This is a genomic window from Paenibacillus sp. FSL H3-0333, from assembly GCF_038002805.1.
Taxonomy (GTDB): Bacteria; Bacillota; Bacilli; order Paenibacillales; family Paenibacillaceae; genus Paenibacillus_AQ; species Paenibacillus_AQ silagei.
Map to the genome: position 1 here is coordinate 638702 of NZ_JBBODG010000001.1, position 25982 is coordinate 664683.

Here is a 25982-nt window from a genome sequence, read left to right on the forward strand (position 1 = left end):
CAACACAACTCCTCCAAAACCTCACCCGCCCGTCTCATCACTCTCTCCATATCCTCGTCCTTTATCATCTCCAACTCCTTACCTTCTCCTTTAACGAGATAATTCAGTTCACCCACAAACACCACAATCTCAAGTCCAGGGTGATAGTCGGTATGTATCAGCATTTCATAATATGAGCTAATTTCATGTGATAACGGGCTAGACTTGTATAGGAAACTTGTCTACACTTTGGACATGGAGAGGTGAATACGGTGATGGATAAGGAAATATTGAAGCAGGTAGGAGCTCGGATACGTGCTCTTCGGAAAGAGCAGGCACTGTCACAAGAGGCGCTTGGGGAGAAGGGCGGATTTCATTTTTCATACATAGGGCAGATCGAACGTGGGGAGAAGAACGTTTCTTTATTGAATTTACATAAGATTGCAGAATCGCTTGAAGTGAGTATTATTCAGTTATTTGCGTACCAGGGTGAAGAGTTCATGGTTACCGCAGCAGAGCGTGATATTCAGGATATTGTAGGCATGCTCCGTGAGGCCAATGATGAGAAATTACGTGTGGCTAAAAATGTACTGAAGGAATTATTATAAAGAATAATTATGAAGCAAGCCTCTCAGGGCAAAAAAGATCGTTAGAAACAAAAGCGCAAGCCATTGGTTTGTGCTTTTTGCAGTAGTTAACTGGGTTTGGAATTATTTTATAGACTACTTTTTGCCCCCCTATAGCCGTATACTCTTAAACGAAAGTCTAAAACAAAAAGGGGTGTGCCTATATGAATGACAAAAAAAACATCTTAGATCCCGGTCCGTTCTTTCATGGGACTAAAGCAGCATTGAAGATAGGAGACTTGCTTGAACCATTGTATGTATCCAATTATCAGAATAAAAAATCTAATCATATATATTTTACTGCAACCTTAGACGCTGCTAAATGGGGTGCTGAATTAGCAAAATCTAATTCAAAAGAGAGAATTTATATTGTAGAACCAGTAGGTGATTTCGAGAATGATCCAAACTTAACAGATAAAAGATTTCCAGGAAACCCAACACGTTCATATAGGTCTAAATCGCCTCTGAAAATAGTAGCGGAATTAAGTTCATGGGAAAGACATTCCGATGAGGAAATAAATCATATGCTTACATCTTTGAAAAAACTGACTGAAGAAGGAAAAAATATAATATATGATTGAATCCTGCATTATTAAATGGGGTAATACCAGCATCGCTGTCACCACGTGCAAACGTATAGGTTATATTGGAAATTTGTTGATCACCTCATTGTACTCGTTTTGTGCTTCAGTAATGGCGAGTTTTGAATACACCTCTAGCCAGTAAATCATCACGCCACGGCCTCGGTACGGATGTGCCATTCCGTCATGAGGTTCTGATCCCCATGCACCGAATTCCTTAGAGTCTGACGCGCAGGACGTTGTACCCTCACCCCAAACCTCTTGCATCCTCACTTTGAAAATATGGTTGACGACATCGGCTATGGCATTTCGCAATTCGCAGAAAATTATGGCTTCAAACTTTTTCACGGTCTGATTCGTCTTGCATAATGAAAGGCGGTAAATAAAGAAATGCGCGCGCAGTAAAGAAGGAAGAGAGGCCTATTGATGAATAGCAAGCTATTTCACAAGATATTGACAGAATTTATGAGGGATTACAAGGAGAATGTGTACCGATTGGCTTACAGCTATGTAAAGCATCCGCAGAACGCCATGGATGTGGTACAGGATGCGATACAGAAGGCGCTGACCAAGAGCGATTCGCTGACAAAGCCAGAATCCATGAAGAGCTGGTTTTACCGCATCGTGGTCAATACGGCGCTCGATTATTTACGGAGAGAAAAAAAGCTCCTTCCCGTTGCTGATGAGGTGCTGGAGCAGCAGGGAGTGAATGATCATGATGTGATTCAGGATTTGCATCTGTCAGAGACCTTAGAGGAGCTGCCTATGATGTATCGGGAAGTCATTATTTTGAGGTTCTTCGAGGATATGAAGCTGGAGGATGTGGCTCTCGTTCTCAATATACCGTTAAGCACAGTTAAATCCCGGTTATATCAAGCACTGAAAATTCTTCGCATCAATATGAAGCAAGAGGAGACCTATTAGTATGGACAAAAAAATGGAAAAGCTCAAGCAAGATTATATGAATGTACAAATCCCCACTGAATTGGATACGCTCGTCACACAATCGCTGCGGCCTGCCCCGCAGCGCAAACGCAGCATCAAATGGTTCCTTGGCTCGGCGGCAGCCGCGATTGCTCTGTTCGTGTCTGGGGTGAATATAAGCCCGACGTTTGCACAATCCGTGTCAGAGCTGCCGGCTGTCGGTGCATTGGTGAAGCTGGTAACCTTCACGGAATATACAGCGGAGGGAGACGGCTACCATGCAGATGTGAAGGTTCCAGCAATTACGAATATGCCCGATAAGAAGTTGCAAGACATGTTGAACGAGAAGTATATTGCGGAGGACCAAAAGCTGTACAAGGAATTCATGGCCGAGATTGACCAGTTGAAGGACAAGGGCAGACCCAATATGGGAGTAGACAGCGGGTATGAGGTTGTCACCGATACGGATCAGCTTCTCTCTATTCGGCGCTGGGTCGTGCAAACGGCGGCATCCGGGTATGAAACGATGAAATACGACACGGTTGACAAAAAAAATCAAGTGCTGCTCACCTTGCCAAGTCTCTTCAAGGATGGAAGTTATGTATCTGTTATCAGCGAAAATATCAAAGAGCAAATGTACGAGCAAATGAAGGCGGACCCAGATAATAAGCATTATTGGATAAAGGGCGAAAGTGAGGATTATCCGACACGTGGATTCGATAGCATTTCGAAGACTCAGAGCTTCTACATTAATGCAGACGGGAAATTGGTTATTTCCTTTAACGAATATGATATTGCTCCGGGATTTATGGGACCTGTTCAATTTGTAATACCGACAGAAGTAATCAACTCGCTGCTGGTCAGCCAGGAATATATTAAGTAGGGCATAGCGGCAGGACGGCCTGAAGTGGGGACATGCGGGAGCATCTCCTCTTCAAGCCGGTTCAAATGAAAGATAGCTGGTTGACACAAAAGTAATTAGGTGCCATACTATATTTATGAAGAACAATAGAAAAATAAATGACATGGAGGTTATTCCCTCCCTTGTACAATCCCAGCGTCAGATTGATCGCTATAACCTAGACATAGACGCACAGGCTATACTCGTCGCATCTAGGCTAATGGCAGCGGGAGCCCAGCTTGGTCAGGCCTCGGAGATTCATTTCTCCAGATTCGGCTTATCAACAGGTCGATATCGTGTATTGGCAGATCTCGAGGATTACGAAGGAGAAGAGCTGCCTTCGCAATTAGCAGAGCATCTAGGCGTTACACGTGCTACAGTGACTGGTCTGATCGACATTCTTGAACGAGATGGCCTAGTATCTAGGCGGTTAAGCTCAAAGGATGGCCGCCAGAGATCGGTTATTTTGACGGAAGAAGGAGCGAAGAAGCTACGTGAAATGGCTCCTGAGCATTTCGCTTGGCTGGAGGCCACGGTGGGCTTACTCAGTATAGACGAGCGCACCGTATTCCTCGACTTGCTAGGCCGGGTTACACAAGGCATCTCTGCACTTACGGACGAACCAGGCTCGAAACCAAAGTGAAACATCAGTATTGAGTAGAATGGGCTAGTCATGCTAGCCTATTTTTACTCCTATATAGTTAGGCTCCTAATTATATCTCACTGAAAGCACTCAAATGGATTGATCTCGAAGAAAGAAGGGGCAACGAAATGAACCAGATGAAATACCCGAATCCAACAGATGATGCTTACGGTATCAAGACTGTGGGCTCCAGGAAAAAGCCCTTTGCACTATGGCGTGAAGTTGTAATGGCCTATGCTGCTCCTGCCATCATGGCAGGTATTGGGGGATTGGTTACTGCTGATAGGGGGCTTCAAATCGGAGCATTAACCACAATCGGCGGTGCATCGGCCTTGATGGCCTTGATGATTGGCCTTTTGTTGCGCAGCCGAGTGGGCCATATGCAATGGGTCACAGGTGCACCTCGCTTGGTTGTGGTAGGAGGGTTCGCAATAGCCGGGTCCTTGTTTGGCCTATGCGCGGCATGGGTGACAAATGGTGTACTAGAACTTATGGTGCCGGACCATCACTTGGCCTGGGTCGATCGCATATGGATCGATTTCCCGTTGTCTGGATTCATAGCCAGCACGATAGTGACATGGCGGTGGCGTCTTGCCGCCACAACCCATTTGACATCCAAAAGGAGAAGAAAAAAATGATAGTTATTATGGGAGCAACAGGTACGATAGGCAGTGCGCTGGTGGAACGTTTGGCTGATCTTGGCGTGCCCGTCAGGGCTCTGAGCAGAGAGCCAGAGAAGTTGCGTAAGCAGATCGGAGAAAAGGGGGCGTGGGCTATCGAGGTCGTATTGGCAGATGCTGCTGACCTCGAATCGCTGCGCCGCGCCTTTACAGGTGCCAGCCAGCTCTTCCTCGCTATGTCCAACAGTCCAAGACAAATCGAATTGGAAACTTCAATCATTCAGATTGCAGGCGAATCTGGAATCAAACACATCGTGAAAATATCCAGCCCTGCCTTTGAGCAGAGCTCTCCAGTAGCAGTGGCGGGCTGGCATCAAGAAATTGAGAAAGTGCTAAGGGAATCAGGTCTTACCTCCACCGTGTTGCGCCCATATGCATTCATGCAAAATCTAATGCGCTTTGCACCAACGATTACAACTCAAAATGTTTTCTTCGGCTCCATGGGCAATTCTCCGTGTAACTTCATTGACTGCCGTGATATCGCAGATGTTGCCGCAGAAGCTCTAACTAACCCTGAGGTCTCAGGCCAAATATATACGCTTACGGGTGCAGAGCTTTTCAGCTATCCTCAGATCGCGGAACGACTATCCGCCTTGCTCAATCGGCCAATAAGTTACATCAATATGGAACCCGAAGAACTACTCCGTAATCTTATTGAACACGGGAATATGCCTCCTTGGCTTGCGAACCATGTTGTGGAGATTCAATCCATGTCTATGGTGGTTCCAGAACGTCCAAATGACACGGTGAGTCGCCTGCTCGGCAGAGAGCCGCGTAAGCTGGAAGCCTTTCTGCATGAGAGTGTAGACAATTTCCGGTAGAGGTATCTTAGTTTAAGGAACATTCCGGTGAACCGTATCATAAGTAGGGGCAAGTTTATCGGAAAATCCCGCAGCAGGCTTGGAACGGAGCCTTGAAGGACTTGGGTTGAGGCGGGGTCACGCGTAGCAGCGAAGATGGAGCAAACGGACTTTTGCGAGCTTTTTGGAATTACAAAATAATGGAGGGTTTTAAATAAAGTACTTTTACGGAGTATTATCTTTTTTGGGTTCATATACACTTGGAGAAAAACATTCTAAAATAACATCAAAGGTGGTAACGGAAACATGGTTAAACGAATCAGTTTAAAATGTTCGGTATTTCTTGAACGTCATGATGCCATCGACGCAGCAAAGAATGTAATCTCGGATGCAAAACTTGCCGTTACAGACAGCGCGGAGAACCGTACCATAAGTGACGGCGAAAAATTTATGACTAGTCAAGACAATCAGGCAATGGATTACACAATGGCAATGAAGTACATACATTAAAGAATTATTGTCAGTTCAAGGCCTTACCAGTGGATTACGGAGGTGAATAATAATGGACAGCCAATTAGTTGATCCCTACGAGTTACAGTTACGCAAAGCGCTTAACAAAGTACTCCCGGATGCCTATAAAAGTCTAAAAACCCTCGACCAAATGCCAATTGAAATTGGAATGAACGTGCTGGGGGTTCTTGTTAATTATGCTTGCGAGAGTCAGAACATAACTGTAATTACTTTAGCAAGAGATGCTATTAAGAAAATACCACTCAAGTGGTTGACACAATACTATCCTGAAGTTGTTAATAGAAGTATTGATTGGGCGGACGAATGGCAATACATTAGATTACTAGAAGTGACACGAGAGGTAGCTCCAGAATTATTAAAAGTATTTATTGATCGAGGATTATTCTCAGAAAATGATGAAATTCATGAAACAGCAGAGTATTTTAGGAGCAAGCAGAACTGAAGCTGAATGCATAATTGCAAAGGCTGCCGATTTACTTCGGCGGCCTTCAGTACATGTAATAAGTAGAGGCAAGTTTTTTAGCCTGTGTAAAGTCTCTTTAAGCCATTGATTGCCTATTCCCTAAATCTATCCAATGCTATGATTTTACATATCAGATGCGCACCTGATGGCAGTGAATTGTGAGTCAAGTTAAGGAGATGAGAAGATGAGTAAAGATGATTTTTTGCGATCCATGCTATCCGATAAGGTCAACATGACCCCGAATGGGTTCGTGGCCGATCAATTAAGCCCCGAACAATTCAAGGATTGTCACGAGCTGATATTTGACAGTCTATTTGAAATTCATACGTCTGACATATCGGGAATAGGGGGCTACGGACGGTTCAACGAGGATGGCACACCGGAATATGAGAGTGGTAGAGATTTTCTGATCGATACGTTTGCTGAGGACAAAGAAGGGTATTGGTATAATTGGAGGGAGATGTTCGGAACGACGGTTTTGCAACGAGATTTCTTTGATCAGTACTACAAAGAGATGGAGGCTCGAATTCCTTATTGCGAGGGCAGACGTTATTTAGTAAATAACTTTACGTTTTTCACCAACATGATTACGGATGGGAAAACCACGGTGGGGTTTCCCGACTGGAGCTACTCTGGCATTGGAGACTGCCTGATCGATTTTGCAATCATGGATTTAAACAAGCCTTATCTGCGAATACCGGAGCTTCTCATGGAGTACTGCAAGAATCGGAAAATCATCATTCCCGACTTCAAGGAAAGGTTCTTATGTATGGCGTATTATAAAGGGATAGATGGATTGCGCTGGCACGCATCGATCGACGATACAGAATCGTGTACAAGTATGATGAAATCTATCGGCGAACTAAAAGATCGAATTTACGCTTTGTAGACGGTGATAACATGAAATATGAGAATGGCAGTGACATCCTTCCAGAGGAACTATTGAGAGAAGTTCAAAAGTACGCCTCAGGTAAACTTATTTACATCCCCGCTGGAGAGGAAAAGAAAGCTTGGGGTGCAGCCTCCGGTTACCGGGAGCAGTTGCAGAGAAGAAATCGTATGATTCGCAACAAGTACGCCCATGGACGTACCGTGTCGGAGCTTGCTGACGAATACTTCTTATCTTTGGATTCAATTAAAAAAATCCTTTACTCGAAGAAACAGGCTGACTACGCAGCATATGCCCCGACTATTGAGTCGGCTGTGGAATATGCGAATGGCGGGATACTTGAAGAGTGGATGTACTGCTACTGGCAGCTTTCTAAAAACGCATCTGTCCATACAGAAAATGCAGTTGAAGACCGAATCTATTTTGGGGTCGTAAAGTTTCCATTACGTCTTATTCAAAGGGATGAATTCGATATCGGTAACTCCCATGTGAATGTAACCGAAGATCATTCCGCTCTACCGCCTCTTATCATTGAGTATCATCAAGGGAAGTTTTACTGTACCGAACAGAAGGAGATATTGGCTGGACTGATCCAACGCAAGGTTAATTCGTACCCGACCATTATCGTGTTGCGGGAGGTTACCGATTATAAGAGGTTTACGAATCATTTTGGAACTGTATTATTTTTCGTCAAATAAAAAGCATGAAATGGGTCATCCCGCCAAGGATGGCCCTAAAACTTGCCGTTACAGACAGCGCGGGAACCGTATCATAAGTAGTGCCAAAGCAACAGAGAAATTAATAATTAGTTCAAAGTACACGACAAGACTTTGTCTCCAAATGCTTTAATATCCTCCAAGTAGTCGTAACCTGGTGGATTTGGACCTACTTGATTGTACATTCTAACCGCGACTAGCCGATGTTCAGGAATAACCAAACAGGCACAGCCAGTTAGTCCTAGCATTTGGTAGGACCCTGGTGGGAGTGTGTTTCCTATTTCAGAAATAGCTCTAGGCTTATCCTGAATCCACCAAGCGAAGCCATTCCTAAGCAATGTATCTTCAAGATTTGCTGGGCTCTGATTAGTTGTAGCTTGTTCTATAACCTCTTTTGGAACAATTTGTTGTCCATTGACGAGTCCACGGTTCAGGTGAAGATAACCCCAAAAGGCCAATTCACGGGCACTTACAAAAAGATTGGCTTCCCCCCCTTGGTCATCAGCATATTCTTCATTTAACCAGACTAAATTGTCATCTCTATTCTTACACCAACCTGTCTCAATGAAATTGCATGGTTTGAAAACATATTGTTGCATGACCTCTGACAGAGGCGCTTCAAATAACTTCCGTATTAATCTAATAAGCATATTGATCCCTACATTGTTATAATTCCAATTCGTTCCCGGCTGGAAAAGTTTTTCTTGATTATTTTTGAGTCCATGAGTATGTGTTAATAAATGTCTTATTCTAACCCCTTGTACAGCAGCTAGGTTTAAATCATCTAAGTAATCTGAAATATAATCATCAATGCTTGAAAGCTTATTTTGGTATAAGGCCAAGCTGATCGCAAAGCCAATGTATGACTTTCTAACTGAAGCAACATTAAACCGGGTTGAGGGCATTACAGATTGTATCTTTGAATTATACTCATATGAACCAAAGTAGCTTTCATTAACAATAGTGTCATTATGGATGATAAATGTAGCGGCAGCGGAACAAGAAATTTGGTTCTTAGCTTTAATTACATGGTTAGTTAGCGCCCAATACTTATGGTTTCTGGTATGTACTACTTCTTTTGGTATGAACATATTCTCACTTCACCTCTGTTTATAATAAAGATGCCGGTATAGAATATAAAAATCATATCATTTTTTGGAAGTTATAGACTATGGTAACGCTGGAAAGGTACATTAGACTATCTTATTTTGAGCGGAACTTGTCTGCACTTTGGACATGGAGAGGTGAATAAGGTGATGGATAAGGAAATATTCATTTTTCATACATAGGGCAGATTGAACGTGGGGAGAAGAACGTTTCTTTATTGAATTCACATAAGATTGCAGAATCGCTTGAAGTGAATATTATTCAGTTGTAAGGTACGTGTAGCTAAAAATGTACTGAAGGAATTACTATAAAGAATCATTATGAATCAAGCCTATCTATTCATAGTATAAACAACAGTGGCGGCCTTCCAGGCCGCCCTTTGTTTTCGCCGATAGACCCTTTAAGCGAAAGGGATCAGGGCTGCATAACCTTCACCATCTGCGCCTCGAATTCGGCGTAAGTAATTTTACCCAAAGCCAAATCCATGCTATGAAGGTAGATCTGTTCTGTTTTCGAATAGTCGCGCTCCACTTTCAGCGATTGCTCCTCTCCCCGGAGGGGCTCCAAGACATGACACTTGTTCGAAAAAGCTTCGAAATAGCGGTAGCCGAATTTGCGCTGCGATACCGCGTTTATATGAATTCCATCAGGATTCGCGGTTAACTCTGCCGCTGTTACAAAATAACAATTTGGCTGTTCGTTAGCGAAGCGCTGCAATTGTTCATTGATCTGTCTATACTCTGTTGCTTGCTGTCCAAAACCAGTCTTCCCAAGGAAATCACCAAGTCCGCCAATGATCAACGGCACCTCATCAAGCTTCAATTCGTTTCTTAGGGTCTCGATGATCAGGGTTAATTTCTCGTAATAAGTTTCATGCAGCGAATGATAACTGTCGCTCTCACCCTGGTGCCAAAGAATTCCGGAGATTTGACTGGACCGCAAGGCGAAGCGGGCTTCGGACAAAGCATGCTGAAAAAGGATGCCCTCCGGATGCCAATCATTCAAAGAACTGCCGCCTTCTGCACAAGGAATCAAACCAATTTCTTCATTAGGATTGGCGTTCGACCAGGCATCGGCGAAAGACGCCGCCAGGCTTACACCGGAGACCGGACGGTCATAATTAATCGGCTCTGTCATCATCTGCCACTGTCCATTCCGCAGCATTTTGATTTTTTCATTATATATAGGGTCGACTTCATGCAAGAATCCACGGCCTGCCATATTAGATTGACCTAACATTAAAAATGATTTTATCATTTAATCCTCATTCCTTTACCTAACTATTATAGACTAATTGGATCATTGCTGTGGAATTAAGGAAATCTATTTTGAGAATGTGGTTAGAAGAAATCAGAATGATTATAATGAGCAAGAAGGGCAGCTGCTAATCGGAGGATATGACGGCATTTATCACTATAAAGAAACGAATCCGTGGAATTCATTAAATGTTCTAAAATCAATCATAAGGATGACCTTCAGATGAAAATATTATTAGTTGAAGATGATAAGACGATCGCGTCGGGACTGGAATATTCACTGCAGCAAGAGGGTTATTGGACTGTTCTCTGCCATAATGCCGCTTCAGCCCGAAAGATGCTCGCCGAAGACATCGATCAGTTCACTTTGTGCCTGTTCGATTTACAGCTTCCAGACGGAACTGGCTATGAATTATGTAAGATGGTGAAGGAACGGCGGGATATTCCGGTCATTTTCTTAACGGTGATTGATGATGAGGTCAATGTCGTGATGGGGCTCGATATGGGAGCCGATGATTACATTACCAAACCATTTCGGGTTCGCGAGCTTCTCTCCAGGATCAAATCCGTCTTGCGGAGATACCAGAAGCTGTCCCACGCCGGAGCGGTCATCGACATTGACAATGTGCGCATCCATACACTGGAAGGCAAAGTATATAAAAACGGTGCCGAAATTTCGCTAACCGCCCTGGAATACCGCTTATTGCTGATCTTTGGCAACCATGTTGGACAGGTCCTCACCAGGAATCAGCTCTTGGAGCAAATCTGGGACGTGGCCGGCGACTTCGTGAATGACAACACGTTAACGGTCTATATCAAAAGGCTAAGGGAAAAGCTGGAGGATAATCCGGAGCAGCCGGCTCTGATCAAAACGGTACGCGGTTTAGGCTATAAGGTTGGTGATTAGATGCTGCGCAATCGGGAAAATCTAATGTTATTGCTCGTCATGGGCTCGATCAGCTTATCGGCGATCGTCATTGCTGCTTTCATTTCGTCTGCCGCCGCAGCCCTGGTTATTATTGTATCCCTGCTGCTTACCGGCACCGCTGTATTATTCACAAAACGGAGATATTACGAGCTAGAGAAGCTGTCCGTCTATTTGCGGGAGATTAGCAGCGGCCAGGCCTCCCTTGACCCTCGCGATAATCAAGAAGGTGAGCTTAGCATCTTAAAGAATGATATTTACAAGGTGACACGCATGCTCTCCGAGCATCGTTCGTTATTGCAGCAGGATAAGCTTCAACTGACCGATGCCATCTCCGATATTTCACATCAACTCAAAACACCGATCACCTCTATGACAGTCATGGCAGATCTGTTAAGCGCCCCTGATCTGCCTCCACTCAAAAGAACGGAGTTCACCCATCATATCCGCATTCAGCTTGAACGGATCGATTGGCTTGTTTCTTCCTTATTAAAGCTAGCGAAAATGGATGCGGGAACTATCCCGTTCAAAAAAGATCGAATACACATGAAAACCCTAATCCAAAAGGCACTGGAGCCGGTTATGATTCCGATGGATATTAAGGGCCAGACCGTTTCCATCATAGGGGATGATAACGTCTCTTTTGACGGCGATTTCCATTGGACTGCTGAAGCGGTTATCAATATTTTGAAGAATGGAGTGGAGCATACACCTGAGGGCGGTGCGATTACCATCACATTTTCCGACAACATGCTATTTACGGAAATCGTTATTGCTGACAACGGAGGGGGCATTCCGAAAGAGGATTTGCCTTATATATTCAAACGTTTTTATAAAGGAAAGAATGCTAATGAAGGAAGCATCGGTATAGGGCTTGCGATGGCTCACAGCATCATTGCAAGCCAGAATGGCGTGATTGATGTAACGAGCGACAGCGGGACCGGTACAGAGTTTCGGATCAAATTTTATAAGCATGTCATTTAACAGCACTCCGTAAGTGACTGAACTGTCACCTCCAAAGTCACTGTAAAGTCATTTTAGACAGATAAAATGATATTCATCAGATGAACGATGGAGGTACAACCATGCAAATGCAAATGAAGCAGCAGCGCAAGATTACTTTTTTTATCACGATAGGCTACACCCTGATTATTCTTTATTTTATGTTTTTTGCTTTCGGCAGAGCGGATACTGTAGATCAAACCAGTCAGTACACCTTTATTTTTTTGCCGGACGATTTTTTTAGGGTGCCGGGTCTTTCCGATCTTCTACATCCGACACTGATGGACTTGGTGGGTATTGGAAATATTGCAGCCTTCATACCTTTTGGCATACTGTTTCCGTTGTTATACCGCACCAGCTTTGTTCGCTTCATGACAGGGTTTATCCTGTCCATTCTTGTGGTGGAGACCATCCAGGCCCTAACATTCCTCGGCAGCTTTGACATGAACGACGTCATAACGAACTCAGTGGGCGCTGCTATTGGATTCGGGGGCTACAAGATTGGCTTCCGTACAAAAAACTACTGGAGAAATATCACTGCTACGGGAATTGCCGGTGCTGTATTAATGCTCGGCGTGTGGGGGGTCTTCGGAGTAGTTGATCAAGTGTTCACCAAAGAGTTGGCCCCTTTTGTAGCGATCAACGACTGGAAAGATAGCACCGGAAATCGAATTACGGGAACCAAACAGGACAGTCTTAAGATTGGCGGTCAAGACGTGACACCCAAGTATAATGTGTATGGCACCGAAGGTAAAAAGAAGGAAACATATACGTATTCGCTAGGCAATAAGGGAGAGCTGTATCTTAGCTTGAATTATGGAATTCCTGATCATAAGGATTTTCAGGGCAGCCTTAAGGTTACCGTTGACGGGAATGAGCTCCTGTCTGTATCTGCAGAAGATCAGCTCCATGAGCCGGATAATAGGATTCTTCATCTCACCCGGGCTAATGAGCTTAAGATAACCATTGAGGGGAATGAAACCCTGTGGGATGTTGGATATAGAGAGATGGTATATTCCTGGAATTGAGCATCTGGGGAAGGAGGGATGGGAATGGAGATTTTAACCATTGAAAATTTGTCCAAAATATACGGCACGGGCGAATCGGCGGTGAAGGCGCTTGATGATGTTTCCTTTTCGGTCCAAAAAGGTGAATTCGTCGCAATTATCGGACCTTCCGGATCGGGCAAATCGACACTCCTTCATATGCTGGGCGGTGTGGATCGACCGACTGGCGGGAAAGTGTATGTTCAGGATACGGATATGTATACTTTGGACGAAACGCAGCTGGCCATCTTCAGACGCAGGCAAATCGGGCTGATCTACCAGTTTTTCAATCTGATTCCCGTCCTGACGGTGGAAGAGAATATTACGCTGCCGCTCTTGCTGGATCAACAAAAGGTAGATCAAAAGCAATTGGCTGATCTTGTGAATACGCTGAATTTGCAGCATCGATTAAATCATCTGCCGAATCAGCTATCCGGTGGACAGCAGCAGCGTGTCTCGATTGGCAGGGCGATCATCGGCAATCCTGCGATCATGCTGGCCGACGAACCCACCGGAAATCTGGACAGCAGGAATAGCAGCGAGATCATCGTTTTATTGAAAATGCTGAATAAGACGTATCATCAGACACTGATCGTAATCACGCATGACGAACGGATTGCCCTGCAAGCCGATAGAATCATTTCGATTGAAGATGGGAGGATTGCCAAAAACGAGGTGATCAGGCGATGAATATTGTCAATACATTAACCATCCGGCATCTGAAGCAGAACAAGAGACGAACACTTGTGACTATTTTTGGCGTAATTATTTCGGTATCCATGATGACCGCTGTTATTACGCTTATTTTTTCCTTTGCGGATTTAATGATTAGACAAACGATCTCAGATACAGGGGAGTGGCATATTCAGTATCAGGATATAACCAAGAAACAGCTTGCGGCGATACAGGGCGATGATGCAACCAAAACGGTTGCAATCACAAGAGACCTTGGGTATGCCCCATTAGAAGGGGGACAAAATTCCAATAAGCCGTACTTGTTCATTAAGGAATATGATGTGCAAGGGTTCACACAATTTCAGATTGAAATAAGCAAGGGACGTCTTCCGCACACGGATAAGGAGGTTGTGATCTCCGAGTCAGTTGCAACAGATGGCAAAGTGAAGTACGAAATCGGCGACCGTCTAACGCTTCACGTCGGCGACCGATTCGAACAAGGGGGCGATCATCCCCTGGATCAGACGGCACCGCTGCGCAGGAAAGACGGCACATTGACCGAGACATTACAGCATAGCGTAATTAGGGATTATACGGTGGTAGGTTTCATTAAACGTCCGGTGTCGGAAACGGCTTGGGCCCCGGCTTATACGATCATTAGCTATGTCGATGATCAAATCATCGGGGGAGAGGATCGGGTCGATGCGTCGGTGGTCTTGAAGCAGGTCAATCCGTTCTTGTTCGCACATGCGGAGAAGCTGGCTGAGAAAAACCAAATTAACACTGTCCAATATAATAACGATTTGCTTCATTATTATGGCTTGTCCAGCAGCGGAGCCTCATCCAGCATGATGTTCTCATTATCGGCAATCCTTATGGGGACCATTATCATTGGCTCGGTTGGACTCATCTATAACGCCTTTGCGATATCCGTCTCGGAACGTTCCCGCTATTTAGGGATGCTCGCGAGCGTGGGGGCGACGAAAAGGCAGAAGCGAAATTCCGTATTTTTTGAAGGGATCGTCATTGGTTTGATCAGCATTCCTATTGGCATCTTATGCGGTCTTGCCGGAATCGGAATCACCTTTTCGTTCATGAACACAATGATTGAAGGGGCATTATGGACCAGTGAAAAGCTGAGGCTGATCGTCACGCCGTTATTGCTCTTGATGACTTGTCTTGTTTCGATGCTGACGATTTTCGTTTCGGCGTATCTCCCGGCGGTTAAAGCATCCAGGGTATCTCCCATGGACGCGATTCGCCAAACCACTGAGGTAAAGCTTACGGCCAAAGCAGTGAAGACGTCGAAGATCATTCGTAAGCTCTTCGGAATCGAAGCCGAAATCGGGCTGAAAAACTTAAAAAGGAACAAACGAAGACATCATGTTATTCTTTTTTCGCTTGTCATCAGCATCGTTTTGTTTTTGACGATATCGTTTTTCACGGCTGGCCTGACACAATCTCTGGCATTGTCGCTGGAAGGCATCAATTACGATATTGAAGTGTCGTCCAGTAATGGCGAAAGACTAGATGACCGGTTGATGCAATCGCTTGTATCTCTGGATGGCGTCACGGAATACAGCGTCAGTCATGAGTTAGTCAGGAACGCTTGGGTCGATGCAGCAAGCATCGCCGACGAATTGCAGGAGAAGGTTAAGCAGGATAGGAGTATGCTGCAAGACGGGAAATACCCTTACGAAATTAAGCTCTATGCACTGAATGATTCGAGCCTGCAAGCCTATGCCAGAGCGGCTCACGCAGATTACGAACAGCTTACGGATCTGGATCATCCCGCCGCAATCGTGATGGATACGATTCATTACAAAGATATAGATACGGGGAAATATATTCAGACGAAGTCCATATATGCGAATATCGGACAACCTATCGAGCTAACGAGTTTTTTTAAAGCGAGCGGGGAAGAAGCGAAGACAAATCAAGTGATAATTGCCGCATTGACGGATAAGGCACCGATGGGGATCAGCCCGTTAGGCGTAGGCGGGTTAAATATGATCGTGTCGGAACGCGTCATGAAGCGGCTGGCAGACGGCGAGGAGCTGGCTAACGCTTCGATGTACTTCCATTTGAAGAGCACGGAACCGGTGAAAACGCAGCAGGAAATTGAAGCGATGAATGAGACCCATCTGAATGTCTACAATGCATATCAATACAGAATAAGAGAAGAACAACAGATTCTGCTGATGAACGTCTTTTCTTACGGATTTATCGTATTAATCTCTGTGATTTCCGTTGCGAACATCTTTAATACGATCTCAACAGGGCTGGCTCTTCGCAAACGGGAATTTGCGATGCTGAAATCCGTAGGCGCGACGCCAAAGGGGTTTGCCAAAATGCTGAACTATGAGAGTGTTTATTATGGGGTCAAGTCGCTCTTGTATGGGCTTCCTCTCAGTTTCGCCTTGATGGTTCTGATCTATAAAGCATTTGCGAACAAATTCAGCTATGGGTTCACCCTGCCCTGGATGAGCGTTCTGTCTGTCATTGTGTGTGTATTTGTCATTGTCAGCTCTGCGGTTGTTTATTCCGGAGCTAAAATAAAAAAGGAGAATATTATTGATGCATTAAAGCAAGAGAATATATGATTTACTTGGGATACAGCAACCATCTTTAAAATACCCTGCAATGCTTGCCTAAGTTTGCAGGACTATGCGTGAGGACAATGATCGTTATCATCGCGTTGGTGATGTTACTTGTTGTATATCTATACAACCGTTATAGCTACAAGAAAAGGGAGAGCCGGTTCCCCCCGGCGGGGAAGTTTGTCAGGGTCAATGGCCTTCCAGTGCATTATCTGGATGAAGGTGAAGGGAAGCCGATTGTTTTCTTGCATGGGGGTGTCCTTCGCGGTGATGACTTTGGTAAGGTAATGAAGCTTGGGACATCCAAAGGATACCGCACGCTGGCTTTGGACCGCCCCGGATACGGCTATAGTCAGCGCCCGCAGAGCGGGAAGGCTCCGTTTACCCTTATGGATCAGGCACAATGGCTCCATCTGGTTTTTAAGGAGATGGGTGTGGAGAAGCCGGTTCTGGTCGGCCATTCCTGGAGCGCGCTATTGGTGTTGACGTATGCGTCCTTATATCCCGATCAAGTGGCAGGGGTGGTCACGGTGGCGGGCGGGATGTATAAGGAAGGGTATCCGGCTGAAAAGGGAGATCCCCTCTCCCGGTTGGTGATGATGCCTGTTGTGGGACATGTGATGATGAACATTTTGTTCCCCTTGGTGGGCAAAATCATGGTGCGGAGCATAATGAAGGCCACCTTTGCGCCGGAGCCCGTTCCGGCGGATTACGAGGACGAGGTCTATGCCTTATGTAGCTTTAAGCTTAACCGCGCACTACCTCATGCTGAGCTTAAGGTACTGCCCACAGCGGCGCATATGATTCCGCACCATCAGCCAGAAGAGGTAATGAAGGCCGTAGATACACTCATGGAGAAGTTGAAAAAAGCGAAGCTTACTGAGATTTATCCTACACCGTAACTATTGTAGAGAGCGATCATATGGCCATCCCGATTCCGCTCCATATATCCGTAACAAGCTGCAAACCATTGGCTTGTGCTTTTTGCCGCAGCTTAAGTGTAGTTCATATTTTATGATTAATGGTGCTGAATTTGAGCGGTTATTGAAGTAGGAGGTAAGGATCATTTATGACTGAATTATTAGCGCCAGCAGGAAATATGGAAGCTTTAAAAGCTGCAATATCTAATGGTTGTGATGCAGTATACTTGGGCATGCAAAAATTTGGGGCACGCGCCTACTCATCTAATTTTGATGTGGAATCGTTACAAGAGGCTGTTACGTATGCGCATCTGAGGGACGTTAAAATCTATGTCGCCATGAATACCATCGTATTCGAAAACGAAGTGGAAGAGATGAAACAGCAGATCCGCGAATTAAATGAAATCGGTGTGGATGGTATTATCGTCCAGGACCTGACGGCTTTCGATTATATCGTTAAAAACTTTCATGATATGGAAGCACATTGTTCCACTCAAATGGGAATAGACGATGTAGACGGAACTTTATTGTTTAAAGAACTTGGTGCTAAGAGAGTTGTACTGTCCCGTGAGGTTAAGATTGAAACAGTAAAAGAAATCAAAAGAGTAGCTGACATCCCTTTAGAGATTTTCGTTCACGGTGCGTTATGTGTATCTTATTCGGGAAACTGTCTAATGTCAGGACTAAGCGGCTTTCGGTGCGCAAATCGCGGAAGATGTGTGGGTTCATGCCGTAAGGAATACGATCTGATGGATCAGACAACAGGTACATCTTTAGGCAAAAGCTATATTTTATCCACTAAGGACTTGAACACCATCGATTACATTCATGATCTAAAAGAAATCGATTCTTTAAAAATAGAAGGCCGAATGAAAGTGCCTACGTATGTGGCTAATGTGGTATCCAAATATCGCAGGGCTTTAGATCATAAAATCACCGAAGCAGATAAAGAAAATCTGAAGAAGACATTCAATCGGACCTTTACTAAAGGATATTTGTTCCACGAGGACCGGAGGAATATTACAAACATCTCAAGACCTAATCACTTTGGATATGAGATTGGAACCATTAGCAGGATTGAGAAGGACAGGTATGAAATCACACTTACACGTACTTTAAATCAAAATGATACCATCCGAATAAGCCATAACAATGAAGATGTTAATTTAACGGTTGCCAAGCTATACAACAAAGACGGCGACTTAATCAACACAGCAGATGATGTCTGCTATATCAAAGTCAAAGAAAAGATGTCTGCGGGAGATATAGTCTATAAAACGAAGGATTATTTCTACCATAAAGAATTAGAAGCGTCACTGGAAAAAGAATTTAAGCGGTTCAACCTAGATCTTAGCGTATATGCATATCCAGATTCAAAGCTTGTTATAAAGGCGGAGGGCTTAGGCTTTAATTATTCCTATGAAAGTGAGGAAATATTAGGCGAAGCCATTAATAACCCAACCACCAAGGACCAGGTCATTAAACAATTCTCCAGATTAAACGATACGATATTCGAGCTTCATCAGGTCGATTATGAGGAAGGTAATGCGTTTATTCCAGCCAAACTGTTAAATGCAGCAAGAAGAGAAATTGTACTGGGCTTATATGACTTGAAGCTCAACAGCCAGAAGAAAAGAACCAAGACTGTGTCTGCCAAAGAAAAAATAAGCTTCGACCCTGTAACACCATACCTTACGGCCTCTGTAACGAATCAGGAACAGTATGATGCTTGCGTGAGCTGTGGAATTACGGAAATCTATTTTGACAATGTGGTTAGAAGAAATCAGAATGATTATCAGGAAAAAGAAGGGCAGCTGCTGATCGGAGGATATGGCGGAATTCATCACTACCGAGGAACCAACCCGTTCGTTACGGACTATTCTCTAAATGTTATTAATGCTACTAGCTGCTATGAACTATATAAATTAGGTGCCAAGCGAGTCACTTTATCTTATGAAATGAATAAGAGCCAAATGGATGATTTATTGAATGCCTATGTTGAAGAAAATGACGGCAATCCTGCGCTGGAAATGATCGTATATGGCAGGTCTCCGTTGATGTTCACCAAATATTGTCCGATGCGAAAAATGAATCAATGCAGAGTGTGCAGAACGAAAAGCTATGAGTTAAAAGATGAACAAGGAACGTTCCCTATCCTTTCCCATGAGGATTGTACAGCGACTATTCTTAACGGGAAGACGCTTAATCTGCTAGATGAGCTGCCAGACCTCAAAGGAATCGAGGCGCTCCGGTTAAACTTCACCGTTGAATCTAAAGAGCAGGTTGTGCAAGTCATTCATATGGCCTCAGGCAAATTAAACGGCTCAATGAGTAATGCGGTCTTTAATCCGGAAACCGACACAAGAGGACATTATAATAAAGAGATTGTGTAGGCAGGTTGAAAGACGGTCATTCGAAGACAAGCTCGCAGGAGCCTATATTTACAGCATATCGACGATAGGAGCAGGGTAGCCACACTCCGGTCGGAACGATGCGTAAACGGGCTTCTGCGGGTTTATTTGTACTGGTGATTATCTAGTATTTACTATGTCTTCTTTCGTAAGTTCCTGGTATAGGGTGAGTTTCTCTTCGGCTAGAGAAATCATGTAATCAATTTCTTGTCGCTTGGATTCCAGTTCCATCAGATGCTGCTCAAGGATTTCAATCCGCTTTTTTAAAGTAGGACTATAAGTAGAAGGTTTCTCCCCTTGTTGAATTTTATCCATGACACAGCCCTCACGAGTAAATTCCGTAATCTCCTCAAGCGATAAACCCAATTTTTTAAGTTTATTTAGACATTGAATGTAGGAAACCTCGCTTTCTTGGTAGACACGTGCCCCTCCATTGCTACGCATGGGTTCATGTAGTACGCCGATTTTTTCATAATAACGAATGGTATACGGAGTTAGTCCTGTTTGTTCTGACACTTGACTGATGGTGAGCATCGGATTTCTGTTCCTCCTTTATGAAAGCTGATATTGAAAGATATTATACAGCCTTTAGTTAGCTCAAAGCCAATGTGTACATTCGCCCCAGCCTTGTACTGAATAAGCTCTTGACTTCCAGTTGACTCTAACTTGTAAGTTAATGTTACTCATTCGAATGTAGGAACAAACACTAAAGGGGTGTCACAATGAACAACGAATATTTCACGATTCAACAAGCTTCGGAGGGTGTCTGGGGGGCTATTTCGGTTCCAGGCAGCGGCTCTCTGGGGAATGCAGCCATTATTGATCTTGGAGATTTAACCGTGGTAGTGGATACCACCAATCTGCCGCATTCTGCTGCTTTGTTACGTATTACTGCCGAACAATTAACGAACAAACCGGTCAAATATGTAGTGAATACACATTTCCATGGAGATCATGTCAACGGCAATCAGGAATTTATGAGCAGCGAATTGATATCTACTGTGTGGACAAGAGATTTGCTTGCTGATATGGGTGAAGTGAATATTGATGCCATGCAACAAAACATTCGCAGGTTAATAACTAGTCTAGATCACATGCGTTCACAGGAAAGAGATCCTCATATGCTCACTGAAATCGGCTATGATCTTTCCGTGCAGCGTGCGCTGTATGATACGATCCCTTCCCTGCGCAGGGTGATCCCCAAGATAACCTTTGATGATAAACTCGTGATTCGGGGAACAAAGCGAACCATCGAAGTGTTGTCTTACGGAGGCGGTCATTCTTTAAGTGATGCCGTGGTGTACGTTCCAGAGGAGCGGACTTTGATTGCAGGTGATTTGGTATCGGCTAAGACCATTCCGGTTATTCCCTACGGTAATCCGTATGCCTGGATACGCATCCTTAAACGCATGCAGCAAGATCTCAAGATCGACACTGTCGTTCCGGGGCACGGAGATATCTCTAATTCAGATCGCATCACAGATGTCATACACTTTTTGGAGAAAATGATCGCTTATGTTGCTGGAGCTGTAACAAGCGGGCAATCAGAGTCTTACTGGCTGGAGCAAGGTGTATTAAAAGGGTATGAGGATTGGCATCTGCCCCAGTATTTCAGATGGAACTTTCGCTGGCTTTTTAACAGTATGCTTGTTCAAAACAACAGATGAGACGACCGGCAATCTTACAATAAGATTCTACCAAGTTGTAGAACATCTGGTTTGGTCCTGATCAACAAGGTTATTCTCTATCTATATAGTATATAAATGAATGAACACAGGGAGGATACTAGGATGAAGATGCCAAGCGACAGCGAACTGACATTGCTATTCGAAGGAGATGGGCAACAGCTTGAGCAATTTACTTGTGCATACAGCGTCATTGTAGATTGGCGAGAAGAGGATGAGGAGATCGTCCGGTTGTTCGGTAAACGGCTTCCAGATGAAACGGTTGAGGTGACATCAACGGACAAAGGACTGGACGTTACCTACAATGGACAACTGCATTCGATTGCGCTTACCTTTACCGGACAAGACCGCTACATCACGATTCGCGGCTTTCAGGAGCTGGTCCGGGACAAATACGAAATCCGGCTGTTTGAGGCCTCATATTTTTCCGATACGCATGAATTTTTGATTTTACCGAAACGGCAGTGGGAGAAGCTGGATGCCCGGTATCCGGCGCGGAGCAGGGAGATATTCCGTGTCATCGATGATGAGCTCGATTTTCCGTAACTTTTACAAGTTGGAGACATCAGGTTCAGGAGGTAGTCCCTCTGCTCCTTCACGAAGTCCAGGCCGCAGATGGCGCCATGTCCTGGAACAACGATCTCGGGTTAATTTCATCAATAATGCGATCAAGCACTTTAACCCAATTGAGAGTTCCCTCTTCTGATGACGTTGTCCATCCAGCTGATATTCTCGGTGAGACGCTCTCTGGAGGCTTCCTTGTGCATAATAATGCAAGCATCTTCAAACACTTTGTTTCCCCAGGCATGATCACTGTTATAGTGCGAGTTCACTACATATGCGGGAGAGCCGCCGTTGCTTACTTCCTTATAAGCCTCCCGCATTTCCCGTGCATGGAACAAATCGAAAAACGTGTCATACACCAGCCCTTCACCCTTGTTGATGAACCCGGCATTGGTCCAACTGATGCCGCGATACGGCGAAATACCGGCAAAGACGTCAGCTGCGACTTCAAAAAAATTTGACGCGGGGTTTTTGGATAATCCGCCAGTGAAGCTGCACTCCTTGCTGGTTGAATATTTTGAACGCCTGCAGAAGAAAAAAGTGATCGCTAGACAGGATGAGCGCCTTACCGCTATGTCTTTTCTCTCGATGTGTTACGGATTTCAGATGAGCGAGCTGATTCACCGGCAAATTGTCTCAGTCATAAGCTTTGTGAGTACCATTTACTAAGGTTTCATGCTGTATATCAGTTACTTCAAAAAATTTTCAGGGTGAGTCAAAAACACTGACCGTAACTGTCAGTGTTTTTTTTGTATGCTTGTCGAGTGTTAGTCAATAATGGACTGGAGGAACAAAAATGTTTACGAAAATTGAAGACTTTACTGCGGAATGGACTAGCGAGGCGGAACTAACCGCTTCCGTACTGGATGCACTTACGGATGATTCTCTTGGACAGGAGATTATCGAAGGCCGACGAACGCTGGGACAAATCTCCTGGCATCTGGTTCGATCGCTGCACTACATGACATCTTTGGGGCTCGCGTTCGAAGCTCCCTCCAGAGGCGAAGAAGCTCCGGATTCTGCTGCATTTATAGCTTCGGAGTATCGGCGGATCAGCAAGAATCTGCTGAACGCGGTTCGAACGCAGTGGAATGACGAATCCTTGCGCGAGTCGGTCATGATTGAGAAGGAAGCCTGGCTGAACGGAAGCTCCCTTCGTTATACGATTATGCACCAAGCGCATCATCGCGGACAGATGACCGTTCTCATGCGTCAGGCCGGACTTCGAACGCCTAATGTTTACGGTCCGACTTACGATACTTGGGTCGAGAAAGGGATAGCGCCTCTGATCTAAGTTCCTTTACAATGAAATAAATGGTCTAGGGAGTGAAGAACGGTTTGTCAAAAGCGGATAATATGCTGTCCATACTATGGTTGCTTCGTTCGGGAAAGCGGGTGACGGCGCAGCAGCTTGCGGACGATTTGGAGATTCATATTCGCACTGTATACCGGTGCATTGATTCACTGTGCGCGAGCGGAGCCCCGATTATTGCCGATGCCGGTCCGAACGGCGGTTACCGGCTTCTCGGTGAATTCGTTGATTCTCCGCTGCTCTTCGATTCCGAAGAGCAGAAGGCGCTCGTACATGCATCCGTCTTCGCACGGGAAGCGGGCTATCCGTTCACGGATGCGCTTTCCCGAGCGGTCGATAAGCTGAAGCGATACACGAATGAAGAGCAGCTTGAGCGGATTAATAGACATAGCAGCGGGCTTGCCGTCATCCAAACACCCACGGACGCGAGAGAAATTGAATTGCTCAGACGGTTAGAGGAGGCCATAGCCCGGGGAGAGTCGCTGAACATGGACTATGCCAAAGGACCGGAGCTTACTCCAAGCCATCGAGTCCTCGACCCCTACGGCATCGTGCATTGGAAGGGACTATGGTACGTTGCAGGGTTTTGCCGGTTGCGGCAAGAGATCCGAAGCTTCCGGGTGGATCGCATTATCCGTTTGGAGGCGACGGATACCCGCTTCGAACGTCCAGCTGCCTTTTCCGCGAGGGATTTCCTCTTGCATTCTTTACTTCCGGATTCGCTCGAAGCTGAGACGCTAGTCACCGTAAGGCTTCAGGGACACGAACATGCGCTTAACGAGCTATGCAAGCATTGGCTGTTTGGTCATGCGCTGATCGAACGCAGGCAGCCCGGCGAAGCTCTTTTTAAGCTGGGGGAACTGTCGCTGCAGACGTATGTTCCGTACTTTCTTCTTCCGTATGGGAAGTCACTCAAGATACTTGAGCCGCAAATACTAATTGATCGAATGGCTGAGGTCAGCCTCGAAATGTTTAAACACTACGAAGCGATGCAAATAAAATCAGAGGATCAGAAGGGATGAAGAGTGGGTATGAGCAAATTTGCGATGTACGGAAAATTGACGGCCAGCCCCGGGAAACGGGATGAACTCGTTCTAATATTGCTGGAAGCTTCGCGTAGCTTGAAGGATATGGCGGGCTGTGAGCTCTATATTATCAATGAATCCGTAGATGACCCCGATACGATCTGGGTCACTGAGCTGTGGAGCGATGGAGAGGCTCATGCCGGCTCTCTCAAGAACGAAGAAGTGCTGGCCGTTATTCAACGCGCACGTCCTTTAATCGCAGGCGCAGAACAGGTTAGACTCCGTCCCGTTGGCGGGAAGGGGTTAGACGTATAAAGAGGCCGAATTCAAAGTACACGATAAGACTTTGTCTCCAAATGCCTTAATATCCTCTAAGTAGTCGTGCCCTGGTGGATTTGGACCTGTTTGATTGTACATTCTAACCGCGACTATCCGATGTTCAGGAATAACCAAACAGGCACAGCCAGTTAGTCCTAGTATTTGATAGGACCCGAGCGGGAGTGTGTTTCCTATTTCAGAAATAGCTCTAGGCTTATCCTGAATCCACCAAGCGAAGCCATTCCTAGGCAATGTATCATCAAGATTTGCTGGGCTCTGATTAGTTGTAGCTTGTTCTATAACCTCTTTTGGAACAAGCTGTTGTCCATTAACGAGTCCACGGTTCAAGTGAAGGTAACCCCAATATGCCAATTCACGGGCACTTACAAAAAGAAAAAGTTTTTCATGATTATTTTTAAGTCCATGAGTATGTGTTAATAAATGTCTTATTCTAACTCCTTGGACAGCAGCTAGGTTAAGATCCTCTAAGCGCCAAATACTTATCCTTACTGGTATGTACTACTTCTTTTTGTAAGAACATATTCTCGGTTCACCTCTGTTTATAATAAACATGCTGGTATAGAATATATAAATCATACTACAAAGAGCTAAGCCTGGAGTGATTCGAACATGATGAATTTATATGGAGCGGAGCATCACTTGATGGTGGTGTCAGATTCGATTGATGCGGAAGAGCACCGGCATTCTTTTTTACAGGTGACGATCTCATTAACAGGCGAATTTGACATTGAGGTGGCAGGGCAAAGCTTGAGTGGTCCAGGTATCATTATCAATTCGAACGTCGTTCATCGCTTAAAAGAAGCAGGACACCCGTTGATTCTCCTTCTGATCGACCGCACCTCTGAGATGGCTGCAAGCTTTAAGCGGGTTCTGGAGGGGCAGCCGTACCATGTGTTCCCGCATGAAGTGATGAGGAGTATCCGTGCATTGATGCAAAAGGAGTATGCCGGCGTTAAGGACCCGGACAGCTATCGTTCTTTTCTGGAACAACTTATGAGGCTATTAGGTGTAGAGCAGGTGAAACCCACTATTGTTGATCTGAGAATCAGAGAGCTTATTCAGCTCCTCAAAGATTGCACCGACTCCGAACACTCCGTCAGTCATTACGCCCGGCAGTTAGGTTTATCTAACAGCAGATTGTCGCATCTTTTCAAAGAAAATACAGGTATTTCACTTAGCGGGTACATGGTGCTGCACAAGCTGCAGAAGGCAACCTATTTGATTTTTGAGGGGCTTAGCATTACGGATGCGGCGATGGCCGCAGGCTTTGACAGTCCGTCCCACTTAGCTGCCACCAGCAAGCAGTTGCTGGGCATGACGGCGAAGGATATCCGTAAAGATAGCGTCTTTTTAAAAGTTTCCAGCCTGCATTGACCTTACAA

30 protein-coding genes and 2 pseudogenes are annotated in these 25982 nt (G+C 45.0%); 26 read left to right on the forward strand and 6 right to left on the reverse strand.

All coding sequences use genetic code 11. From position 1 onward, the window contains the following. Positions 1–251 precede the first annotated feature (251 nt). A complete protein-coding gene (locus MHH78_RS02820) occupies positions 252–587 on the forward strand; it encodes a helix-turn-helix domain-containing protein (RefSeq protein ID WP_341166507.1) in 336 nt (111 codons plus the stop codon). A gap of 182 nt (positions 588–769) precedes the next feature. Beyond that, positions 770–1186 carry an NAD(+)--rifampin ADP-ribosyltransferase gene (arr, locus tag MHH78_RS02825; protein WP_341166508.1) on the forward strand — a complete coding sequence of 139 codons (417 nt, stop codon included), beginning with the start codon at positions 770–772 and terminating at the stop codon, positions 1184–1186. A gap of 60 nt (positions 1187–1246) precedes the next feature. On the opposite strand, the gene MHH78_RS02830 is transcribed toward arr, so the two are convergent. Then, on the reverse strand, positions 1247–1534 hold the full coding sequence (locus MHH78_RS02830; protein WP_445668026.1) for a Tn3 family transposase: 288 nt from the start codon (positions 1532–1534) through the stop codon (positions 1247–1249). A gap of 78 nt (positions 1535–1612) precedes the next feature. Between MHH78_RS02830 and MHH78_RS02835 the strand changes: the two genes are divergently transcribed. From MHH78_RS02835 to MHH78_RS33910, 9 genes are all read left to right on the forward strand, one after another. After that, a complete protein-coding gene (locus tag MHH78_RS02835) occupies positions 1613–2110 on the forward strand; it encodes an RNA polymerase sigma factor (protein ID WP_341166509.1) in 498 nt (165 codons plus the stop codon). 1 nt (position 2111) lies between these two features. Next, entirely contained in the window at positions 2112–2993 is an 882-nt protein-coding gene (locus MHH78_RS02840; protein ID WP_341166510.1) for an anti-sigma-V factor rsiV, read from the forward strand. A gap of 115 nt (positions 2994–3108) precedes the next feature. Then, positions 3109–3654 carry a MarR family winged helix-turn-helix transcriptional regulator gene (locus MHH78_RS02845; RefSeq protein WP_341166511.1) on the forward strand — a complete coding sequence of 182 codons (546 nt, stop codon included), beginning with the start codon at positions 3109–3111 and terminating at the stop codon, positions 3652–3654. A 128-nt stretch (positions 3655–3782) separates the two neighbouring features. Then, a complete protein-coding gene (locus MHH78_RS02850) occupies positions 3783–4292 on the forward strand; it encodes a hypothetical protein (RefSeq protein WP_341166512.1) in 510 nt (169 codons plus the stop codon). Then, the gene (locus MHH78_RS02855; RefSeq protein WP_341166513.1) at positions 4289–5155 is read left to right on the forward strand and encodes an SDR family oxidoreductase; all 867 of its coding nucleotides are present in this window, start codon (positions 4289–4291) and stop codon (positions 5153–5155) included. The genes MHH78_RS02850 and MHH78_RS02855 overlap by 4 nt, the downstream gene beginning before the upstream one ends. A gap of 285 nt (positions 5156–5440) precedes the next feature. Then, on the forward strand, positions 5441–5644 hold the full coding sequence (locus MHH78_RS02860) for a hypothetical protein (protein ID WP_341166514.1): 204 nt from the start codon (positions 5441–5443) through the stop codon (positions 5642–5644). A gap of 52 nt (positions 5645–5696) precedes the next feature. Then, positions 5697–6107, forward strand: a complete 411-nt coding sequence (locus MHH78_RS02865) for a hypothetical protein (protein WP_341166515.1) — start codon at positions 5697–5699, stop codon at positions 6105–6107. Between the two features lie 205 nt (positions 6108–6312). Next, positions 6313–7017 carry a hypothetical protein gene (locus MHH78_RS02870; protein ID WP_341166516.1) on the forward strand — a complete coding sequence of 235 codons (705 nt, stop codon included), beginning with the start codon at positions 6313–6315 and terminating at the stop codon, positions 7015–7017. Positions 7018–7028: 11 nt separating this feature from the next. Beyond that, a complete protein-coding gene (locus tag MHH78_RS33910; RefSeq protein ID WP_445668027.1) occupies positions 7029–7715 on the forward strand; it encodes a CD3324 family protein in 687 nt (228 codons plus the stop codon). Between the two features lie 107 nt (positions 7716–7822). Here the strand turns inward: MHH78_RS33910 and MHH78_RS02880 are convergent, their stop codons facing one another. Next, positions 7823–8824, reverse strand: a complete 1002-nt coding sequence (locus tag MHH78_RS02880; protein WP_341166517.1) for a serine hydrolase domain-containing protein — start codon at positions 8822–8824, stop codon at positions 7823–7825. A gap of 173 nt (positions 8825–8997) precedes the next feature. Between MHH78_RS02880 and MHH78_RS02885 the strand changes: the two are divergent. Beyond that, positions 8998–9108, forward strand: a pseudogene (locus MHH78_RS02885) (helix-turn-helix domain-containing protein); the annotation flags it as partial. Between the two features lie 146 nt (positions 9109–9254). Here MHH78_RS02885 and MHH78_RS02890 read toward each other — a convergent pair. After that, a complete protein-coding gene (locus tag MHH78_RS02890; RefSeq protein WP_339252556.1) occupies positions 9255–10097 on the reverse strand; it encodes a sialate O-acetylesterase in 843 nt (280 codons plus the stop codon). Between the two features lie 222 nt (positions 10098–10319). Here MHH78_RS02890 and MHH78_RS02895 point away from each other — a divergent pair, with 222 nt between their 5' ends. From MHH78_RS02895 to MHH78_RS02925, 7 genes are all read left to right on the forward strand, one after another. Continuing rightward, positions 10320–11003: a response regulator transcription factor gene (locus MHH78_RS02895; protein WP_339252554.1), complete on the forward strand. Its 684-nt coding sequence runs from the start codon at positions 10320–10322 to the stop codon at positions 11001–11003. Then, positions 11004–12005: a sensor histidine kinase gene (locus tag MHH78_RS02900; RefSeq protein ID WP_341166518.1), complete on the forward strand. Its 1002-nt coding sequence runs from the start codon at positions 11004–11006 to the stop codon at positions 12003–12005. Between the two features lie 107 nt (positions 12006–12112). Further along, positions 12113–13051 carry a VanZ family protein gene (locus tag MHH78_RS02905; protein ID WP_341170266.1) on the forward strand — a complete coding sequence of 313 codons (939 nt, stop codon included), beginning with the start codon at positions 12113–12115 and terminating at the stop codon, positions 13049–13051. A gap of 24 nt (positions 13052–13075) precedes the next feature. Continuing rightward, entirely contained in the window at positions 13076–13759 is a 684-nt protein-coding gene (locus MHH78_RS02910) for an ABC transporter ATP-binding protein (RefSeq protein WP_036723022.1), read from the forward strand. Further along, positions 13756–16347 carry an FtsX-like permease family protein gene (locus tag MHH78_RS02915; protein WP_341166519.1) on the forward strand — a complete coding sequence of 864 codons (2592 nt, stop codon included), beginning with the start codon at positions 13756–13758 and terminating at the stop codon, positions 16345–16347. Before MHH78_RS02910 ends, MHH78_RS02915 begins: the two co-directional genes overlap by 4 nt. A gap of 77 nt (positions 16348–16424) precedes the next feature. After that, positions 16425–17246 (forward strand): alpha/beta fold hydrolase, encoded by an 822-nt coding sequence (locus MHH78_RS02920; protein WP_341170267.1) that lies wholly within the window; start codon positions 16425–16427, stop codon positions 17244–17246. Between the two features lie 167 nt (positions 17247–17413). Continuing rightward, positions 17414–19657, forward strand: coding sequence for a U32 family peptidase (locus MHH78_RS02925; RefSeq protein WP_341166520.1), 2244 nt, complete (start codon positions 17414–17416; stop codon positions 19655–19657). A gap of 138 nt (positions 19658–19795) precedes the next feature. Here MHH78_RS02925 and MHH78_RS02930 read toward each other — a convergent pair whose 3' ends face one another. Beyond that, positions 19796–20209, reverse strand: a complete 414-nt coding sequence (locus MHH78_RS02930; RefSeq protein ID WP_036723017.1) for a MerR family transcriptional regulator — start codon at positions 20207–20209, stop codon at positions 19796–19798. A gap of 188 nt (positions 20210–20397) precedes the next feature. Here MHH78_RS02930 and MHH78_RS02935 point away from each other — a divergent pair, with 188 nt between their 5' ends. Together MHH78_RS02935 and MHH78_RS02940 are read left to right on the forward strand one after the other, a co-directional pair. Further along, positions 20398–21342, forward strand: coding sequence for an MBL fold metallo-hydrolase (locus MHH78_RS02935; RefSeq protein ID WP_341166521.1), 945 nt, complete (start codon positions 20398–20400; stop codon positions 21340–21342). Positions 21343–21465: 123 nt separating this feature from the next. Continuing rightward, on the forward strand, positions 21466–21906 hold the full coding sequence (locus MHH78_RS02940) for a hypothetical protein (protein ID WP_341166522.1): 441 nt from the start codon (positions 21466–21468) through the stop codon (positions 21904–21906). Positions 21907–22037: 131 nt separating this feature from the next. Here MHH78_RS02940 and MHH78_RS02945 read toward each other — a convergent pair whose 3' ends face one another. Further along, positions 22038–22283 carry an MBL fold metallo-hydrolase gene (locus tag MHH78_RS02945; RefSeq protein WP_340827714.1) on the reverse strand — a complete coding sequence of 82 codons (246 nt, stop codon included), beginning with the start codon at positions 22281–22283 and terminating at the stop codon, positions 22038–22040. A 112-nt stretch (positions 22284–22395) separates the two neighbouring features. Between MHH78_RS02945 and MHH78_RS02950 the strand changes: the two are divergent. The 4 genes and pseudogenes from MHH78_RS02950 to MHH78_RS02965 form a co-directional block, all read left to right on the forward strand. Then, positions 22396–22563: pseudogene (locus MHH78_RS02950) on the forward strand (TetR/AcrR family transcriptional regulator); the annotation flags it as partial. A gap of 157 nt (positions 22564–22720) precedes the next feature. Beyond that, on the forward strand, positions 22721–23218 hold the full coding sequence (locus MHH78_RS02955) for a DinB family protein (protein WP_076086594.1): 498 nt from the start codon (positions 22721–22723) through the stop codon (positions 23216–23218). Positions 23219–23262: 44 nt separating this feature from the next. Then, the gene (locus tag MHH78_RS02960; RefSeq protein WP_341166523.1) at positions 23263–24258 is read left to right on the forward strand and encodes a helix-turn-helix transcriptional regulator; all 996 of its coding nucleotides are present in this window, start codon (positions 23263–23265) and stop codon (positions 24256–24258) included. Positions 24259–24267: 9 nt separating this feature from the next. Beyond that, complete coding sequence (locus tag MHH78_RS02965) at positions 24268–24576, forward strand: putative quinol monooxygenase (RefSeq protein ID WP_341166524.1); 309 nt, start codon at positions 24268–24270, stop codon at positions 24574–24576. Here MHH78_RS02965 and MHH78_RS02970 read toward each other — a convergent pair. Beyond that, positions 24565–25095, reverse strand: coding sequence for a serine hydrolase (locus tag MHH78_RS02970; protein WP_341170268.1), 531 nt, complete (start codon positions 25093–25095; stop codon positions 24565–24567). The genes MHH78_RS02965 and MHH78_RS02970 overlap by 12 nt on opposite strands. 114 nt (positions 25096–25209) lie before the next feature. Between MHH78_RS02970 and MHH78_RS02975 the strand changes: the two genes are divergently transcribed. Further along, on the forward strand, positions 25210–25974 hold the full coding sequence (locus MHH78_RS02975; protein WP_341166525.1) for an AraC family transcriptional regulator: 765 nt from the start codon (positions 25210–25212) through the stop codon (positions 25972–25974). Positions 25975–25982: the final 8 nt, after the last annotated feature.

Bases quoted from the DNA above. Each gene is read 5' to 3' on its own strand.
- arr (WP_341166508.1), top strand. From the start codon at position 770: ATGAATGACAAAAAAAACATCTTAGATCCCGGTCCGTTCTTTCATGGG.
- MHH78_RS02835 (WP_341166509.1), top strand. From the start codon at position 1,613: ATGAATAGCAAGCTATTTCACAAGATATTGACAGAATTTATGAGGGAT.
- MHH78_RS02840 (WP_341166510.1), top strand. From the start codon at position 2,112: ATGGACAAAAAAATGGAAAAGCTCAAGCAAGATTATATGAATGTACAA.
- MHH78_RS02845 (WP_341166511.1), top strand. From the start codon at position 3,109: ATGAAGAACAATAGAAAAATAAATGACATGGAGGTTATTCCCTCCCTT.
- MHH78_RS02850 (WP_341166512.1), top strand. From the start codon at position 3,783: ATGAACCAGATGAAATACCCGAATCCAACAGATGATGCTTACGGTATC.
- MHH78_RS02855 (WP_341166513.1), top strand. From the start codon at position 4,289: ATGATAGTTATTATGGGAGCAACAGGTACGATAGGCAGTGCGCTGGTG.
- MHH78_RS02860 (WP_341166514.1), top strand. From the start codon at position 5,441: ATGGTTAAACGAATCAGTTTAAAATGTTCGGTATTTCTTGAACGTCAT.
- MHH78_RS02865 (WP_341166515.1), top strand. From the start codon at position 5,697: ATGGACAGCCAATTAGTTGATCCCTACGAGTTACAGTTACGCAAAGCG.
- MHH78_RS02870 (WP_341166516.1), top strand. From the start codon at position 6,313: ATGAGTAAAGATGATTTTTTGCGATCCATGCTATCCGATAAGGTCAAC.
- MHH78_RS33910 (WP_445668027.1), top strand. From the start codon at position 7,029: ATGAAATATGAGAATGGCAGTGACATCCTTCCAGAGGAACTATTGAGA.
- MHH78_RS02880 (WP_341166517.1), bottom strand. From the start codon at position 8,824: ATGTTCATACCAAAAGAAGTAGTACATACCAGAAACCATAAGTATTGG.
- MHH78_RS02890 (WP_339252556.1), bottom strand. From the start codon at position 10,097: ATGATAAAATCATTTTTAATGTTAGGTCAATCTAATATGGCAGGCCGT.
- MHH78_RS02895 (WP_339252554.1), top strand. From the start codon at position 10,320: ATGAAAATATTATTAGTTGAAGATGATAAGACGATCGCGTCGGGACTG.
- MHH78_RS02900 (WP_341166518.1), top strand. From the start codon at position 11,004: ATGCTGCGCAATCGGGAAAATCTAATGTTATTGCTCGTCATGGGCTCG.
- MHH78_RS02905 (WP_341170266.1), top strand. From the start codon at position 12,113: ATGCAAATGAAGCAGCAGCGCAAGATTACTTTTTTTATCACGATAGGC.
- MHH78_RS02910 (WP_036723022.1), top strand. From the start codon at position 13,076: ATGGAGATTTTAACCATTGAAAATTTGTCCAAAATATACGGCACGGGC.
- MHH78_RS02915 (WP_341166519.1), top strand. From the start codon at position 13,756: ATGAATATTGTCAATACATTAACCATCCGGCATCTGAAGCAGAACAAG.
- MHH78_RS02920 (WP_341170267.1), top strand. From the start codon at position 16,425: ATGATCGTTATCATCGCGTTGGTGATGTTACTTGTTGTATATCTATAC.
- MHH78_RS02925 (WP_341166520.1), top strand. From the start codon at position 17,414: ATGACTGAATTATTAGCGCCAGCAGGAAATATGGAAGCTTTAAAAGCT.
- MHH78_RS02930 (WP_036723017.1), bottom strand. From the start codon at position 20,209: ATGCTCACCATCAGTCAAGTGTCAGAACAAACAGGACTAACTCCGTAT.
- MHH78_RS02935 (WP_341166521.1), top strand. From the start codon at position 20,398: ATGAACAACGAATATTTCACGATTCAACAAGCTTCGGAGGGTGTCTGG.
- MHH78_RS02940 (WP_341166522.1), top strand. From the start codon at position 21,466: ATGAAGATGCCAAGCGACAGCGAACTGACATTGCTATTCGAAGGAGAT.
- MHH78_RS02955 (WP_076086594.1), top strand. From the start codon at position 22,721: ATGTTTACGAAAATTGAAGACTTTACTGCGGAATGGACTAGCGAGGCG.
- MHH78_RS02965 (WP_341166524.1), top strand. From the start codon at position 24,268: ATGAGCAAATTTGCGATGTACGGAAAATTGACGGCCAGCCCCGGGAAA.
- MHH78_RS02975 (WP_341166525.1), top strand. From the start codon at position 25,210: ATGATGAATTTATATGGAGCGGAGCATCACTTGATGGTGGTGTCAGAT.